Annotated in this window: 16 protein-coding genes and 1 tRNA gene; 2 read left to right on the top strand and 15 right to left on the bottom strand. The window is 41.9% G+C overall.

The genetic code is table 11. From position 1 onward, the window contains the following. Positions 1-17: 17 nt before the first annotated feature. On the top strand, positions 18-818 hold the full coding sequence (locus tag ACEN2L_RS16975; RefSeq protein WP_306021464.1) for a response regulator: 801 nt from the start codon (positions 18-20) through the stop codon (positions 816-818). Positions 819-898: 80 nt separating this feature from the next. Here ACEN2L_RS16975 and ACEN2L_RS16970 read toward each other — a convergent pair whose 3' ends face one another. The 6 genes from ACEN2L_RS16970 to ACEN2L_RS16945 form a co-directional block, all read right to left on the bottom strand. Further along, complete coding sequence (locus ACEN2L_RS16970) at positions 899-3,217, bottom strand: methyl-accepting chemotaxis protein (RefSeq protein ID WP_441745317.1); 2,319 nt, start codon at positions 3,215-3,217, stop codon at positions 899-901. 102 nt (positions 3,218-3,319) lie between these two features. After that, positions 3,320-4,456, bottom strand: coding sequence for a bifunctional chorismate mutase/prephenate dehydrogenase (gene tyrA / locus ACEN2L_RS16965; protein ID WP_441745316.1), 1,137 nt, complete (start codon positions 4,454-4,456; stop codon positions 3,320-3,322). A gap of 15 nt (positions 4,457-4,471) precedes the next feature. Further along, the gene (locus ACEN2L_RS16960; protein ID WP_306021467.1) at positions 4,472-5,560 is read right to left on the bottom strand and encodes a 3-deoxy-7-phosphoheptulonate synthase; all 1,089 of its coding nucleotides are present in this window, start codon (positions 5,558-5,560) and stop codon (positions 4,472-4,474) included. Positions 5,561-5,878: 318 nt separating this feature from the next. After that, positions 5,879-6,475, bottom strand: a complete 597-nt coding sequence (locus ACEN2L_RS16955) for a DNA-J related domain-containing protein (RefSeq protein WP_441745315.1) — start codon at positions 6,473-6,475, stop codon at positions 5,879-5,881. A gap of 406 nt (positions 6,476-6,881) precedes the next feature. Further along, positions 6,882-7,445 carry a sugar O-acetyltransferase gene (locus ACEN2L_RS16950; protein ID WP_441745314.1) on the bottom strand — a complete coding sequence of 188 codons (564 nt, stop codon included), beginning with the start codon at positions 7,443-7,445 and terminating at the stop codon, positions 6,882-6,884. Continuing rightward, entirely contained in the window at positions 7,438-9,054 is a 1,617-nt protein-coding gene (locus ACEN2L_RS16945; protein WP_441745313.1) for an NAD(P)/FAD-dependent oxidoreductase, read from the bottom strand. Before ACEN2L_RS16945 ends, ACEN2L_RS16950 begins: the two co-directional genes overlap by 8 nt. Before the next feature lie 187 nt (positions 9,055-9,241). Between ACEN2L_RS16945 and fdxA the strand changes: the two genes are divergently transcribed. Then, complete coding sequence (gene fdxA, locus ACEN2L_RS16940; RefSeq protein ID WP_306021471.1) at positions 9,242-9,565, top strand: ferredoxin FdxA; 324 nt, start codon at positions 9,242-9,244, stop codon at positions 9,563-9,565. A gap of 76 nt (positions 9,566-9,641) precedes the next feature. Here the strand turns inward: fdxA and rplS are convergent, their stop codons facing one another. The 9 genes from rplS to folP form a co-directional block, all read right to left on the bottom strand. After that, a complete protein-coding gene (rplS, locus tag ACEN2L_RS16935; protein ID WP_441745312.1) occupies positions 9,642-10,004 on the bottom strand; it encodes a 50S ribosomal protein L19 in 363 nt (120 codons plus the stop codon). Between the two features lie 16 nt (positions 10,005-10,020). After that, the gene (trmD, locus tag ACEN2L_RS16930) at positions 10,021-10,800 is read right to left on the bottom strand and encodes a tRNA (guanosine(37)-N1)-methyltransferase TrmD (RefSeq protein ID WP_441745311.1); all 780 of its coding nucleotides are present in this window, start codon (positions 10,798-10,800) and stop codon (positions 10,021-10,023) included. After that, positions 10,800-11,330 (bottom strand): ribosome maturation factor RimM, encoded by a 531-nt coding sequence (gene rimM / locus ACEN2L_RS16925; protein WP_441745310.1) that lies wholly within the window; start codon positions 11,328-11,330, stop codon positions 10,800-10,802. Before rimM ends, trmD begins: the two co-directional genes overlap by 1 nt. A gap of 30 nt (positions 11,331-11,360) precedes the next feature. Then, positions 11,361-11,612 (bottom strand): 30S ribosomal protein S16, encoded by a 252-nt coding sequence (gene rpsP, locus ACEN2L_RS16920; protein WP_306021474.1) that lies wholly within the window; start codon positions 11,610-11,612, stop codon positions 11,361-11,363. A 362-nt stretch (positions 11,613-11,974) separates the two neighbouring features. Beyond that, positions 11,975-12,060: transfer RNA gene (locus ACEN2L_RS16915), tRNA-Leu, on the bottom strand. Positions 12,061-12,072: 12 nt separating this feature from the next. After that, complete coding sequence (secG, locus tag ACEN2L_RS16910; protein ID WP_306021475.1) at positions 12,073-12,456, bottom strand: preprotein translocase subunit SecG; 384 nt, start codon at positions 12,454-12,456, stop codon at positions 12,073-12,075. A gap of 9 nt (positions 12,457-12,465) precedes the next feature. Further along, on the bottom strand, positions 12,466-13,212 hold the full coding sequence (gene tpiA, locus ACEN2L_RS16905) for a triose-phosphate isomerase (protein WP_441745309.1): 747 nt from the start codon (positions 13,210-13,212) through the stop codon (positions 12,466-12,468). A 98-nt stretch (positions 13,213-13,310) separates the two neighbouring features. Beyond that, positions 13,311-14,651 (bottom strand): phosphoglucosamine mutase, encoded by a 1,341-nt coding sequence (gene glmM / locus ACEN2L_RS16900; RefSeq protein WP_306021477.1) that lies wholly within the window; start codon positions 14,649-14,651, stop codon positions 13,311-13,313. Next, positions 14,641-15,483, bottom strand: a complete 843-nt coding sequence (gene folP, locus ACEN2L_RS16895; RefSeq protein WP_441745308.1) for a dihydropteroate synthase — start codon at positions 15,481-15,483, stop codon at positions 14,641-14,643. Before folP ends, glmM begins: the two co-directional genes overlap by 11 nt. Positions 15,484-15,496 lie beyond the last annotated feature (13 nt).

Here is a 15,496-nt window from a genome sequence, read left to right as displayed (position 1 = left end):
TTTATATCGGAGTTTTAATGAGGCAGTTATCTTTAGCAGATTTAAGTATTATTTTGGTTGAGCCATCAGATACCCAAAGAAAAATTATTATCAAAAAATTAGCCGATGAAAACGTGCAACATGTCGAGGCTTACGGAACTGCGGAAGAAGCAATCTCAGCAATTCAAAAAAGTCCGCCTGACCTTATCGTCAGTGCAATGTATTTTGAAGACGGTACTGCACAAAAAATCTTGACCCCACTGAAAAATAATATTGATTTGGCCGATATTCCCTTTATGTTGGTTTCAAGTGAAAGCCGCGCAGAAAAACTGGAAGAGTTTAAACAAGCCGGCGTTGCCGCCATTTTGCCCAAGCCTTTTTCGACAGAAAATCTGAGTAAAGCGTTAAATGCCTCCCTCGATTTAATCAATGCCGACGAGCTTGAATTAGATTTATTTGATGTTGAACAACTCAGAGTTCTCTTGGTAGACGATAGTCGGCTAGCCAGAAATCATATTCGCCGAGTACTAAAAAGTTTAGGCATGCAACAAGTGATGGAAGCTGAAAATGGCGCAGAAGCCCTGACCTTGCTAAAAGATCACACGTTTGACTTGGTTTTCACCGACTACAACATGCCTGAAATGGATGGCAGAGAATTGTCTGAGTTTATCCGATTCAATCCAGAAACTGCGCACTTACCTATCATTATGGTAACGAGTGAATCGTCCAATAGCCTGCACATGGCTAATATCAGACAAACCGGTATAAACGCCCTGTGTAATAAACCTTTTGAACTGAAAGAAGTGCGCAACACTATCGTTAAATTAATGAGTAAATAACAAATCTTCACCTAATACCCTGTTTATTAGCGAGTAACAAAGCCCAAAAGTAGCGTAGCTACTATTGGGCTTTTTGCTATTTAGACCTTAAAACGTCCCAGAATGGTGTGCGTATGAGCTGCGGTTTTGGCTAAACTCTCTGATGCTTGGCTCGTATGCTGCGCACCCAGCTCCAAATCCGTTGCTAGTTCGCTGATTTTATTCACATTACTTAATACTGAATTAGTGGTTTGATGTTGCTCTTCTGTGGCCGCTGCAACAACCTCTGATAACTCAATGACTTGTCTTAAATTAACAGATAGTTCATCAAGGGCAATGGTAACCAAGTCAACAAGATGTATTCCACCATCAGCTGCGGCTGTGGCTCGCTCCATTGATGTTACCGACTTGGTCGCTGAGATATTCATAACTTCTACTAACTTAGAAATTTCAGCTGTGCTTTGCTGTGAACGATTCGCCAAAGCCCTGACTTCATCAGCTACCACCGAGAAACCTCTTCCAGCCTCACCTGCTCTGGCTGCTTCTATCGCGGCATTTAAGGCAAGTAAATTAGTTTGATCAGCGATACTCGTAATCACATTTAAAAACGAAGTAATTTGATTGACTTCACTTTTAAGGCCGCCAATAACTTCATTTGAATCAGCCAATAATCCAACCAGTAATTTAATATTCCCCGCTGCCATATCCGCTCGTTCCATATTTTCGTTAAGGCTTTTCTGGGCTTGTAAACTCTGAACATTGGTATTGTTGGTGGATTGACTCACCTCTTCAACAGCCACGGTCAATTGATTCATGGCCGTTGCAACAAGATGAGTTTGGTCCCGCTGTTGCGCCGTTTTAGACACACTTGAATTAGTAATTACACTTAATTCTTCAGAAGCTGATGCTAGGGTATCCGCATCCAACTTAACTTGGACGACGATCTCTCTTATTTGTTTAACAAACTGATTAAATCCAAAAATAATTCTATCTATTTCAGGAATGTTGACGGGGCTGATCTTAACTGTTAAATCGCCATCACCTGATGCAAGACCATCACATATTTTGCCTAAATGATTTAATGGACTGACTAATTTTGCTGCTAACCATAGTGTAATTAACACCGATAGAGCCAACAGCCCTAAACCGACAAGCAAAATAGAAGTTAATAACGATGAAGATAATTCTTTTGCGGGCGCGAGTGCCTCTTCTACATCAATTTCAGCCAAAACCGCGATTGTATGCTCACCGACATTAATCGGCATATAAGCGGAAAAAACATCAACTCCTCGATAATCAGTAACAATTTCAAAGCCACTTTTGCCGGCCAAAGCTTGTTGAGCAGATAATGAGCTTACTGGTTGAACACCTACAGACGTTCCTTTGGTTTGGGCCTCTTCGGCTTCCTTGGGAAATTTCGCTTTAATGGCTTTGATGTAACTACTTTGGTCTTCAATAAAAAACCGACTTTCTGTTAACAAATCGCCTTTTTTACTGACTAAATACGTTTCTCCTGATTCTCCAAATCCCCGTGACTGCCATTTTAACTGATGAGTCGCTATGCTATTTATCTTGTCCATGGGCATCTGAAAAATCAACACCGCGATAATTTTACCGTTTACATATATAGGCGCAGAGACAAAACCAGCCAGAGCATTATAAGACGGGAGATAAGGTTCAAAATAACTCACCGACACTTGATTAGGTTCAGCCTTTAACCCAGCATGAAATACTTCAGCAATCTGTGAATTAGCATAAGGTCCGCTTTTCAGGCTCGTTGCAAAATCAAGCTCTTTAAATACGCTGTATACAATATTACCGCTTGCGGCATCCGCAATAAATATATCGTAATAACCGAATTCGTTTAAGAATTGCCTGAATTCAGGGTGATATTTTTTGTGTGCATCTCCATAGGTTGAACTTTGCTTTAAATCAACTAATCCGTCTTTTTGGCCTAGTTCAAATGATGAATTGGCAATAAAATCGTGCTGCAAGGCCAAACCATTATCACTAACCTGAGATAATAAACTACTAGCAGAATTAATTTTATCTGTATTGAGGTTTTGGTACTGACGGGTGAAATCTACATCGTAGTACGACTTCAAGGTATTGAGTTCGCCGCTGCTTAGTTCACCTCGTTCTTCAGCATATTCATTATAAGCGGGCACAAAGGCCAAAGCCGCGCTGACAGTAACAGAGCTGCTGGCTTTGCTCCTGACTTGTGACTCAATAAAATCAAAATAATCAGTGATAGCCTCAGCGGTTTGCACATTTTGCGAGATTAAACGTTTTTCCGCCGCCGAAGTTAGAGAGTCTGTTGATTTATTGGCGGCAATATTAATTGACACTAGACTCACTAATCCGACCGATATCATTAAAATAACGACAATTACCCAGATCAATCGCATTTTTAATGACATTATACTTCCTCAGTTTTTAACAATTTGAATCAACCTTCAGGTTAATTTGGAGATGCTTTCGAGTGATTAATATCAAATCAGTACCAAATTATTTCTTGAAGCTTATTCACTCCACGTTCTATCGTCATCTGCTTTTAATAACAACTTTTTGCTGTCAATTAACGATTGTTTGGAATAATCGCCAAACCACGCGCCAATTTGCAAAAATTGTTTTATAAATTCACGCTTATCGTTTGCTTCTACTAAGGTCAGTGCCTGAGCAAATTGTTGCGCAAATTTACTAAGTAGCCTGACACTGTCTTTGTTATCAAAAATAATATCGGCATAAAGTGCAGGGTCTTGAGCAAACAATCGCCCTACCATCGCTAACTCCAATCGGTAAATGGGAGAGCTGAGCGAAACCAGTTGTTTTAAATCAGGGTTTTCGCTGGCTAAATGAGCACCAAAAACAAAACTACAAAAATGCCGCATTACCTGGATAAACACCATAGCGTCATCATGATCCTTGGCATCGCTATGTTGTAAAATCGCTCCCCAAATCGTCATTTGTTGTAACAACCACTGGTACTTAGTTTCGTCACGACCATGACAGACCACTACAACTTGTTTAACCAAACTAGGCACATCCGGGCCAAACATGGGATGTAAACCGAGAACAGGACCACTATGGGCGTTTAACATGGCATTAAGTGGTTTTTGTTTCGTACTGGTGATATCCACCAATAAACAATCTTTAGGCAGGTTTTGCAGACGACTAATAATTTCTTCAGTCATCTGAATCGGTACAGCAACCAAAACTAATCCAACATCTTCAAAAATAGCATCACTGTTTTGCCAATCGGCTTTTTCAAGTACAGTGACGGAGTAGCCACTTCTTGTAAACATGTCTACAAAGATACGGCCTAAGGCACCTGCTCCACCAACTACCACTATCTTTTTGATCTCGGGATTAGTACAAAGATAATTGACATTTTGCGTATGGTAAGACTCACGCATTATGCGCCTTAGCAAGTCTTCTACTAAGGTTGGCGACACCCCCTGAGCTTCCGCTTGCTCACGTCGCTTGCTGATCAATTCAGCCTCGCGCTCAGGCACATAAATAGGCAAGCCTACACGACTTTTATACTGCCCCACTTGCGCAGTAATTTTTGCCCGTTGTGCCAATAGCTCAACCATTTGACTGTCTATTTTGTCAATTTGTATTCGCAATTCATCGAGCGAGATGCTGGGTTCCGTCATGTTACTTCCTGACCATTATTTATCGTTCATCTTATTTAAGCGCATCGGCAGCACAGTTATCAATTTATCTCTGATGTGATTGATAGTCTCGTCTGTGGAATGCCAATCAATACATCCGTCGGTAATAGAAACGCCGTACTCAAGTTCTTCAGGCTTTTTGCCCTCACTGCTTTGATTACCATGATTTAAATGGCTTTCTAACATTATACCTATTACCGATTGGTTACCCTCTAAGATTTGATTTACCACATTTTGTGCAACCAGCGGCTGACGTCGAAAATCTTTACTTGAGTTGGCATGACTGCAATCGATTACTAAACCGGCGCTTAGCTTCGCTTTTGCCATTTCAGTTTCACAATCGGCCACACATACTGAGTCAAAATTGGGCTGTTTACCACCACGTAAAATAATGTGACCGTCTGGGTTGCCTTGCGTTTGAATTATACTCACTTGTCCATCGCCATTAATGCCCATGAAACTATGACCAGAAGCGGCTGATTGCAGCGCATTAATTGCAATACCTAAACTACCATCCGTGCCATTTTTAAACCCAACGGGCATAGACAAACCACTAGCCATTTCTCGATGGGTTTGTGACTCAGAAGTGCGAGCGCCTATCGCAGACCAACTGAACAATTCAGCGAGATATTGAGGACTAATCGGGTCAAGTGCCTCTGTTGCTACAGGCAGTTCAAGTTCTGCTAACCAAATTAACAGTTCACGTGCTTTACGCAAGCCAGTTTCAATATCAAAGGTGCCATTAATATGCGGGTCGTTGATTAAGCCTTTCCAGCCTACTGTGGTACGAGGTTTTTCAAAATACACCCGCATGACAATATATAAGGTGTCTTTGCATGATTCATGTAACTCTTTCAATTTTAGGGCATATTCTTTTGCCGCCTCGATATCGTGAATTGAACAAGGGCCGCAAATCACTAGAAATCGATGGTCACGACGATGAATAATGTCGCTAATGACTTTACGAGAAGACTGAATGATTTCCAGGGAATGCTGGCTCACAGGAAGCTCAGACTTTAAAACAGAGGGTGTAACTAATACTTGCTCTGAAGTGATGTTTATATTGTTAATACTATCGCGGAACATAAATTACTCTTTACTTTGACTTAGCAATGACTGGGAATTATAGATGAGATACTTGTAAATACTGAGGAAAATCTAACTAACAATAGACCGTACAAAATAATTTACACAACCGAAAAATCTATATCTAAAAACAGGGTTGACTTTTTAACAGGGCAGAGTTTTACATGCAAGCGATTATTCAAATCAGCTGTAAAAAAGCCTTCAGCCGATTGATTTTCGTACAAATTAACACAATCATTTTGATTCTCTACCTTACTCATTCAGTTAGCTCTACTCAAATTTGATAGTGTGCATTGATATCTGGTTATACCAGTAATTCTAAGGCTGGCTTAAGTAGGTTTTTAGTAGGTTAAAGTTAGCTTCGGTTTGTTGGGCTTTTTGTGTTTCGCCGCCTTTGTCTGGATGATGTAAATGCTGATATTTGCGATACACTGTTTTGACTTGCCGTAAATCACTATCAACATCAAGCTCAAAATACTGAAAAGCCGCTTTAACTTCATCAAGAGCAATGGAAACACTTCCCTTTCCCATCGCAGTCCAAAATTGAGTTAATAGTTGTTCTACATCATGACCTGAGGTAGTACTAAAGTTACGCCAATCTAAATAATAGGCTTGCAGACTATCTAATTCGGTCAATCCTTCCTTTTGACTCTGATAAGGCTGCAATTTGATAAGAGTAGAATGGATCTCAATATCGGCGATTTGCTCTTTCAAATATAGACTTCTCAGCTGATATAAACTGTGAAACAAAACAAAGTGACTTTGAAATAATAGTAAAGGCTCTGACAAGCAGTTTTTATCGAACAAAGCAAAAGGTGCTTGTTGCAACAAATCAAACAACTCATATTCGCTCTTACCTTCTGGATATTGCGATAAGATGCTGGCTAGGGCATTTTCTAAATTAGCGTGGCGCAAATCTAGCTCCTTTAATACTTTTTGTTGCTAAGCAAAACGATACAGTCTTGAAATTATTACATAAATTCACCAGCATGTTGGGGAAGGTAAGTAACTAATTCGGATTTAATGCGACGTAGCTAAAAATGAATCATCGAGTGAGGCGCATCGTGTTAAGTTCATTATTTAGCCTCAACATTACTTTGCTCGTAGTACTCGTGTTTTTATCTACATGTTTGGCGTTTGTTTAATCAACGCTAAGGGATAAAATAGGCCTGCACTTTTTTACTTAGCTTAAGTCTGCTATTGGCTTTTATTGAGGGTGTGTTAAACAGCATCGGGTTATTGGCGGAGCAATTCTTTGACGCTAAGGTGCCAAACATAACTCAACCTATCTATACCTGTCGCCAGCTAAAGTAAAAGACTTTCACAGTGAGCGCAATAATCTTGCTGGAACCCCGCTCACCAAACTATTGGCTGGCACGTTTTTAGTCACCACAGCGCCGGCGGCAATCACTGAATTATCTCCAATAGTCACACCATCGAGTATTTTTACCCCAGCGCCCAACCAAACGTTATTGCCTATCGTAATTTGTCTGGCGCTTTCAATACCTTTTCTACGTTCTAGTGCATCAAGTGGGTGGGTTGCGGTAGAAATAATAACGCCCGGCGCAATCATCATATCATCGCCAATAGTGACGGGGGCGGCATCTAAAATGACCAAACCATGGTTAGCATAAAAATTGTTTCCTACCCGAATATTATAACCATAGTCACAATAAAACGGCGGCTCTATCCAGGCGCTTCCTACTGCACCAAACAAATCTTTAATGATACGGCGCGCGCCTTTTCGCTCATCGATATCGTGTTGATTAAAAAGCTGACATTGTTTTTTTGCCTGAGCACGCTCTTTTTGGAGCTGCTTATTGCTCGGAAAATAAGCCAGACCTTGTAACATTTTTTGCTTTTCACTCAATTCGTTTTCAGACATTAGCTAAGTCACCTACCATGGCTAAGGCGAGGGCTTCTGCCACTCTGATACCATCAATGCCTGCCGACCAAATGCCTCCAGCATAACCTGCGCCCTCTCCTGCTGGATACAAGCCTCTTGTATTTATACTTTGATAGTCATCGCCTCGTTTTATACAAATCGGCGAAGACGTACGGGTTTCTACCCCTGTCAACAAACCGTCCTTTTTGGCAAACCCTTTTATTTGCCGATCAAAAGCAGGGATCGCTTCTTGGATTGCTTTTGTCACATAGTCAGGCACAACCTTACTCAGATCAGTTAGGGTAATACCTGGGGTATAAGAGGGTTTAACATCGCCCAACTCACTACTGGCTTTGCCTGTTAAAAAATCCCCAATCAATTGAGCAGGCGCATGGTAATTTTCGCCCCCTACTTGATACGCTAATGCTTCTAATTGACGCTGCAAAGCAATACCTGCCAGTGGATGGCCTGGGTAGTCTTCTTCAGGGGTAATGCCCACCACGATAGCACTATTGGCATTGCGTTCATGCCGCGAGTACTGGCTCATACCATTAGTGACCACTCTGCCCTCTTCAGAGGCCGCAGCAACAACGGTACCACCGGGGCACATACAAAAGCTGTAGACAGTACGGCCATTATGACAATGATGAACCAATTTATAATCAGCCGCCCCCAATATTGGATTACCGGCGTTGTCACCAAAGCGGCAACTATCAATCATTGATTGTTCGTGCTCAATTCTAAATCCGATAGAAAAAGGCTTAGCTTCAATATAAACACCTTGCTCATACAACGTTTCAAAAGTATCTCGCGCACTATGACCAATGGCTAAAACCACATGTTTGCTGGCTAAGTAATCACCTGTTGATAAGTGCAAACCTTGTAACTGTCCTGCCTGAATGTCCAGTTTTTCAACTCGAGTACTAAACCGGATTTCACCACCTAAGGCAATAATGTTGGCTCGCATTTTTTCGACCATATTAACCAGTTTAAAGGTACCTATATGGGGCTTACTGACATACATGATTTCTTCTGGTGCACCTGCGGCAACAAACTCGTGCAGCACCTTACGGCCATAATGTTTACGATCTTTAACCTGACTGTACAATTTTCCGTCTGAAAATGTACCTGCCCCACCTTCACCAAACTGCACATTAGATTCAGGATTTAAAGGCTGTTTACGCCAGAATCCAAAGGTATCTTTAGTGCGTTCACGGACAGCTTTTCCTCTTTCTAACACAATAGGTTTAAAACCCATTTGGGCTAATATTAATGCAGCAAACAAACCACAAGGCCCCAATCCTACTACTACAGGTCTGGCGCTTAATATTGCGGGCGCTTGTGCGACAAATTTATAACTCATGTCTGGCGTGACACGTACGTGCTGATCTTTAACAAATTGTCGAAGTAACGCGTCTTGTTCCCTCACTTCAACATCAAAAGTGTAAATCAATTGAATGTCCTTTTTATTGCGAGCGTCGTAGGCCCGTTTAAAGACATCAAAGGAGAGTAATTGCGCCTTACTAATTTTTAATTTATCTAAAATGGCCTGTTCAAGCGCAGCTTGATCATGATTTAAAGGTAATTTAACTTCAGTAAGACGTAACATAAAAAATCCAAATAGAAAGGCCGGACAGCCTATCTGTCAGGGCATCACTATTTTAAGCTAGCTTGAGCGTATAAGGTAGGCTAAATGATCATCTTAGGCATATTTAAGCTAAAGTGCCTTGTGTTTTCACATAGCTACTTTATGATCTTAGGCATAGTAACTGAGCAACACATTTCGTATTCTAATTATGACCTTTGTAGTGACCGACAATTGTATAAAATGTAAATACACTGACTGCGTGGCAGTATGCCCTGTAGACGCTTTTTTTGAAGGAGAAAACTTTTTAGTTATTGATCCAGATATATGCATTGATTGCGCATTATGTGTACCAGAGTGTCCTGCAGATGCTATTTTTCAAGATACTCACTTAAACGAAGAACACCTACCCTATTTGAGTATCAACGCTGAATTATCAAAAGTTTGGCCAAACATAATTGAATTGAAAGCGCCGCCTGAAGATGCGGACGAATGGAATGGTGTGAAAAACAAGTTATCTATGTTGCTACCATAAACACAGTAAAACTCATAAAGCAAAAACCCGCCAATGGCGGGTTTTTTTATAAGTTAACGGTAACGCGAAATTAATTTTAGTTAAGCTTTTCTTTGATACGTGCAGAACGACCAGAACGGTCACGCAAGTAATAAAGTTTAGCACGACGAACATCGCCACGACGTTTCACTTCAATAGAACTGATTGCCGGGCTGTGTGTTTGAAATATACGCTCAACACCTTCGCCGTCAGAAATCTTACGAACTGTAAAAGCAGAGTGTAGGCCACGGTTACGCTTAGCGATTACAACGCCTTCGTAGGCCTGAAGACGCTCTTTTTCGCCTTCTTTTACGCGTACTTGCACAACTACTGTGTCACCAGCGCCAAACGCAGGAACATCAGTTTTAAGCTGAGCTTCTTCAATTTTCTTGATGATATCTTGATTAACTTTACTCATCATATCCTCTCATCCTAGATTAACTGTCGTTTTGCTGCAGAACTTGTCGCTGGTATTCAGCTAACAAACGTTGCTGCTCCTCAGTCAGAGCTAGGTCGTTTAATAATTCAGGGCGTCGTAGCCAGGTTCTACCTAACGACTGTTGTAAACGCCACTGCCTGATTTTGTCGTGATCACCACTTAACAACACCTTAGGAACCAGCTTTCCATCGAGATTTTCAGGCCGAGTATAATGGGGACAATCGAGCAAACCGTCGCTAAACGAATCTTGCTGAGCCGATTGTTCATGCCCAAGTACACCTGGCACCAACCTCGATATCGCATCCATTAAGATCATTGCTGGTAATTCGCCACCACTTAACACGTAATCACCAATTGACCATTCCTCGTCAACTTGGCTTTGGATTACCCGTTCATCAATACCCTCGTATCGACCGGCAACTAGTATCAAGCTTGTATTTTCAGCAAGCTTTCTTACACCAGCTTGATCCAGCTTTTTCCCTTGTGGAGAAAGGTAAATCACTTTCGTTTTTTCTCCTGCAGCAGTTTTTGCTGCAAGAATTGCGTCTTTTAAAGGCTGAACCATCATCAGCATGCCAGGTCCGCCACCATAAGGCCGGTCATCTACAGTTCGGTGTTTGTCATGCGTAAAATCACGAGGATTAAAACACTCAACTTGCACCTTGCCGTTTTTCACGGCTCGCCCTGTAACACCTTGCTGGGTAAACATCTGCAACATTTCTGGAAACAGCGTGACTACCGCAAACTTACGTTGTTCGTCCTGAGATTGTGACTGCATTAAAACGCAGGATCCCAATCAACTTTGATGGTTTTCACCTCACGATCCACTTGTTTGACAACTTGGTCAAGCAAGTAAGGGACCATGCGTTCTTTTTGACCAAAAGCATCATTTAAATTGGCTTTAATCAACATTACGTCGTTTGCGCCCGTTTCAAATAATTCTTTTACCACACCCAAGCTGTAACCTTGTTCCGTTACGACTTGCATGCCGACTAACTCACGCCAATAAAAATCATCATCCGCCAATTGAGGTAGCTGTTGTGCTTTAATTGAAATTTCAAGATTTTTGATGCTTTCCGCATCATCTCGAGTTTCAACCCCAACCAGCTTGGCAACTAGACCTTTATTGTGGGTTCGCCACTGGTCAACAACATATTCTTTTAGCTCTTGCCCTTGACCTAAAAGCCAAGGAGAGTAAGCAAACACGCCGTCCTGTTCATGGGTATAAGTGGTAATCTTGACCCAACCTTTAACACCATAAGGTGCACCGATTTTGCCAACAACCAATGTGTCAGACGAGTGACTCATTTAACCCTCTATCTTGTTTTGCAACAGCAATTAAGCTGCTACTTTTTGAGCGTCTTTTACCAAGCGAGATACGCGCTCAGATAAGCTTGCGCCTACCCCAACCCAGTACTCAACACGGCCAAGGTCTAAGCGTAAACGCTCTTCAGAACCTTGTGCAGTAGGATTGAAAAAGCCTACTTTTTCAATGAAACGACCATCGCGTGAACGACGGCTGTCTGCCACTACCACTTGATAAAATGGACTCTTTTTTGCACCACCACGCTGTAAACGAATAGTAACCATATTTGCCTCAAACTCGTTGTAGCGTTAACGTTAACTTAATGTACCTTTTAAACAGGCATTTATTGCCAGATAAAAGGACGCGGTATTGTACGGATCTGAGCACCTAATGCAAGCCTTTCTCACGCTTCAGGCTTCAGTAAATTAGAAATTTAATGGGAAGATACTTAACATTTTAAATTTAAGCAGGAATAACGCAGAGCTCACTAATAAAAAATCTGAACGAGGGGCGGTAAAAGTAAAAATCCAATCCTCGAATTAACTCATTCACTGTTTAGCATTCAGAGCTAAAAGTAACGTTATGAATCAATTTTACAAAATGAAAAAGGGCCGCAACGTATTACCGTTACAGCCCTCTATTTATATGGTGCGGATGGAGGGACTCGAACCCTCACAAGCTATGCTCACCACCCCCTCAAGATGGCGTGTCTACCAATTCCACCACATCCGCGTATAAAAACTTTTAGTTTGGAACGTCTGCTGCTTCGTTTTGTTCTGCTGCGATTGGCACATCGCTTGTTGACTCAGTTACTGTCGCTGGTACATCAGAATCGATTGCAGGTTCAACTACTGCAGGAACATCGATATTTTGCCAATCATCCAAACTTTTTTCTTTGTCTGCTGTTTGGCTACCTAAGATAAGGCTGATAACAAAAAACAAAGTGGCCAATATAGCCGTTGTGCGCGTTAAGAAATTTCCAGATCCGGTTGAACCGAATACCGTATTTGAGCCGCCACTACCGAATGAAGCGCCCATATCTGCGCCTTTACCTTGTTGGATTAAAACAAATCCAATCAACATGATGGCTACGATTACATACACAACGATTAAAATTTCGTAAAACATTTTTTGCCTCTATTGCTTTGCTGCTAAGCAAATACTTAAAAAATCTTCTGGATCTAAACTAGCACCGCCAATTAATCCACCATCTACGTCTTGCTGACTAAATAACTCTTTGGCATTACTGCCTTTGACACTACCGCCATATAAAATTCTAATTTTTTCGGCGATATCGCTGTTCTTTTTGGCTAGATGCTCACGTAAAAAATGATGAACTTCTTGCGCTTGTGCTGGACTGGCCGTTTTACCCGTACCTATTGCCCAAATTGGTTCATACGCTAAAACAAGCTTTGAAAATTCATTAACGCCGATTTCTTGCACAACTGCGTCAATTTGTTCTGCTAAAAAAGCAAAAAGATTGCCACTGTCTCTAATTTCTTCCGTTTCACCCACACACAAAATGGGCGTTAAATCAGCTTCTAGTGCTTTTTTAACTTTCGATGCAACAACATCATTTGTTTCAGCATGTCCGGCCCGTCTTTCTGAATGACCAAGAATGACGTACTGGCAACCACACTCTTTCAGCATGGATGCGGCGATCTCTCCAGTATGAGCACCACCATCAAACTGGCTCATATTTTGAGCCCCTAGTGCGTTCAGACCACCAAACATACCTAAATATGGAAAGGGCGGACAGATAACAACCTCAAGGTGTGCCAAATCAGCAGTCGCTAGACTATCTTCAAGTAGTTGGATTAACGGTTTGTTTCCGTTCATTTTCCAGTTACCAGCAACGATGGGTTTACGCGTTGAATTTTGCACTATCATTCCTTAGGCCGCTTATAAAAAAGCGCGCGAGATATTAACCAACAGAACCTAAATATACAAGCACCAAGCTTGATATTTAAGTTCTAAAACGCTTATTCGATTACTTTACGTACAGCATCGGCTATATATTCAGCCCATTGACTGGACGCACCTGCATCATGTGCTTCAACCATGACACGAATTAACGGCTCTGTACCACTTTTTCTGAGTAGAACTCGGCCTTTGTCTCCAAGATTTTTTTCAGCCTCGGCGGCAGCTTGTTGAACTAGTACATGTTCAAGAGGATCTTGACCGTCAGTAAATCTGATATTAAGCAACGTTTGCGGATATTTTTCCATTCCTCTTGCTAACTCGTTCAAGGTCATGTGTGCCCGTAACATTGCAGCCAATACTTGCAAACCAGCTATAATACCATCGCCTGTTGATGCAGCAGCCAAATTAAGAACATGCCCGGAACTCTCTCCACCAATAGACCATCCTTTTTGTTGCAGTAGTTCCATCACATATCTGTCACCCACTTTACTGCGTACAAACGGCACACCTAGCGTAGCCAGAGCTACTTCTAGGCCTAGGTTACTCATTACCGTCCCAACCACCCCGCCTTTTAATTGCCCTGATTTGAGCACATCACGGGCAATCATGTATACAATTTGATCACCGTCGAGCACGTTCCCTTTGTGATCTACCAACATTAAACGGTCACCATCACCATCTAAAGCAAAACCAAGATCCGCTTGATGCTCAAGTACACTTTCAGTGACAGCTTTCATTGAGGTCGCACCAACCTTCTTATTAATATTGAGTCCGTTTGGCTCAGTACCAATTTCGATAACTTCAGCGCCTAATTCACTCAACACATTTGGTGCAATGTGATACGTGGCACCATGGGCGCAATCAACCACTATTTTCAAGCCTTTTAGTGACAACTCAGAGGGAAAGTTACCCTTACAAAATTCTATGTAACGGCCTGCTGCATCATTGATTCGACTGGCTTTACCCAACTTATCAGAGGCTACGCATTCCATCGGTTTTTCCATTTGGGCTTCGATGGCTAACTCGATATCGTCGTCCAGCTTCATGCCATCTGCCGAAAAAAACTTAATACCGTTATCATAATATGGATTATGTGAAGCGCTGATCACGATGCCTGCTTCACATCTAAATGTTTTGGTTAGATACGCGATTGCTGGGGTAGGCATCGGACCTAATAAACCAATACTGATCCCTGCAGCAGATAAACCTGCTTCTAATGCTGATTCCAACATGTAACCAGAAATACGGGTATCCTTACCAATAAGTACTTTATTAGTGCCCTGCCCGGCCAATACCTTACCGGCAGCCCACCCTAACTTCATAACAAATTCAGGATTAATTAAACTTTCGCCTACTTTGCCCCGAATTCCATCAGTGCCAAAATACTTTCTATCGCTCATCACGATTATCCTTATAGGTGTTCATCGTTGTTAAGATTTTAATCGCATCGACTGTCTCTCGAACATCATGGACGCGAATTATTTGTGCCCCTTGCTGCACGGCTAACAATGCTCCGCTGATACTGCCCGCTAAACGCTCATGCACAGGTCTATTAATGACCTCACCGATCATGGTCTTTCTTGACAAACCAATCAGCATACCCGCGCCCAACTGCTTTAGCTTAGCTAAGTTGGCTAATAGCTGGTAGTTGTGCGCAAGTGTTTTACCAAAGCCAAAACCTGGATCTATCAATATATCTTGATGCGCAATACCCGCCTCTATACATTGACTTATCCTTTTTTGTAGAAAGTCAGTGACATCACTGACCACATTCTGGTAATTCGGAGACATTTGCATAGAGCGAGGTTGACCTTGCATATGCATTAAACAGACAGGAATTTGGGCGTGGGCAGCGGCCTTTAATGCCTCATCTTCTTGCAGGGCCCTTACATCGTTAATCAATCCAGCTCCTGCCTTTACCGCTGCTTTCATGACTTCAGCTTTGCTGGTATCAACAGAGACAACAGTATCAAAACGCTGCTTAAGCGCTTCAATAATAGGTACAACGCGGTCGAGCTCTTCTTGCACAGAAACAGGTTTAGCGCCAGGACGAGTAGACTCTCCCCCAACATCAATAAAACTAGCCCCTGATTCAATCATTCGCTGAGCTTGGCGTATCGCCTCATCGGCCAGAACAAAGGCACCACCGTCGGAAAAGGAGTCAGGTGTAACGTTGAGAATACCCATCACTTTGGGGCTAGATAAATCTACAAATTTATCGTTAAACTGCATCGATAATGTATGT

The organism is Flavobacterium sp. W21_SRS_FM6 (assembly GCF_052119645.1).
Lineage (GTDB): Bacteria > Pseudomonadota > Gammaproteobacteria > Enterobacterales > Alteromonadaceae > Paraglaciecola.
The sequence above is the reverse complement of the archived record's forward strand: the minus strand, read 5'-3'. Positions and strand labels throughout refer to the sequence as shown.

What these genes read in the sequence shown, in the direction of transcription:
- ACEN2L_RS16945 (WP_441745313.1), bottom strand. Translation starts at nt 9,054, where the DNA reads ATGTTACGTCTTACTGAAGTTAAATTACCTTTAAATCATGATCAAGCT.
- ACEN2L_RS16975 (WP_306021464.1), top strand. Translation starts at nt 18, where the DNA reads ATGAGGCAGTTATCTTTAGCAGATTTAAGTATTATTTTGGTTGAGCCA.
- secG (WP_306021475.1), bottom strand. Translation starts at nt 12,456, where the DNA reads ATGTTTTACGAAATTTTAATCGTTGTGTATGTAATCGTAGCCATCATG.
- rimM (WP_441745310.1), bottom strand. Translation starts at nt 11,330, where the DNA reads ATGAGTCACTCGTCTGACACATTGGTTGTTGGCAAAATCGGTGCACCT.
- ACEN2L_RS16960 (WP_306021467.1), bottom strand. Translation starts at nt 5,560, where the DNA reads ATGTTCCGCGATAGTATTAACAATATAAACATCACTTCAGAGCAAGTA.
- ACEN2L_RS16950 (WP_441745314.1), bottom strand. Translation starts at nt 7,445, where the DNA reads ATGTCTGAAAACGAATTGAGTGAAAAGCAAAAAATGTTACAAGGTCTG.
- folP (WP_441745308.1), bottom strand. Translation starts at nt 15,483, where the DNA reads ATGCAGTTTAACGATAAATTTGTAGATTTATCTAGCCCCAAAGTGATG.
- rplS (WP_441745312.1), bottom strand. Translation starts at nt 10,004, where the DNA reads ATGATGAGTAAAGTTAATCAAGATATCATCAAGAAAATTGAAGAAGCT.
- tyrA (WP_441745316.1), bottom strand. Translation starts at nt 4,456, where the DNA reads ATGACGGAACCCAGCATCTCGCTCGATGAATTGCGAATACAAATTGAC.
- ACEN2L_RS16970 (WP_441745317.1), bottom strand. Translation starts at nt 3,217, where the DNA reads ATGTCATTAAAAATGCGATTGATCTGGGTAATTGTCGTTATTTTAATG.
- fdxA (WP_306021471.1), top strand. Translation starts at nt 9,242, where the DNA reads ATGACCTTTGTAGTGACCGACAATTGTATAAAATGTAAATACACTGAC.
- trmD (WP_441745311.1), bottom strand. Translation starts at nt 10,800, where the DNA reads ATGCAGTCACAATCTCAGGACGAACAACGTAAGTTTGCGGTAGTCACG.
- glmM (WP_306021477.1), bottom strand. Translation starts at nt 14,651, where the DNA reads ATGAGCGATAGAAAGTATTTTGGCACTGATGGAATTCGGGGCAAAGTA.
- rpsP (WP_306021474.1), bottom strand. Translation starts at nt 11,612, where the DNA reads ATGGTTACTATTCGTTTACAGCGTGGTGGTGCAAAAAAGAGTCCATTT.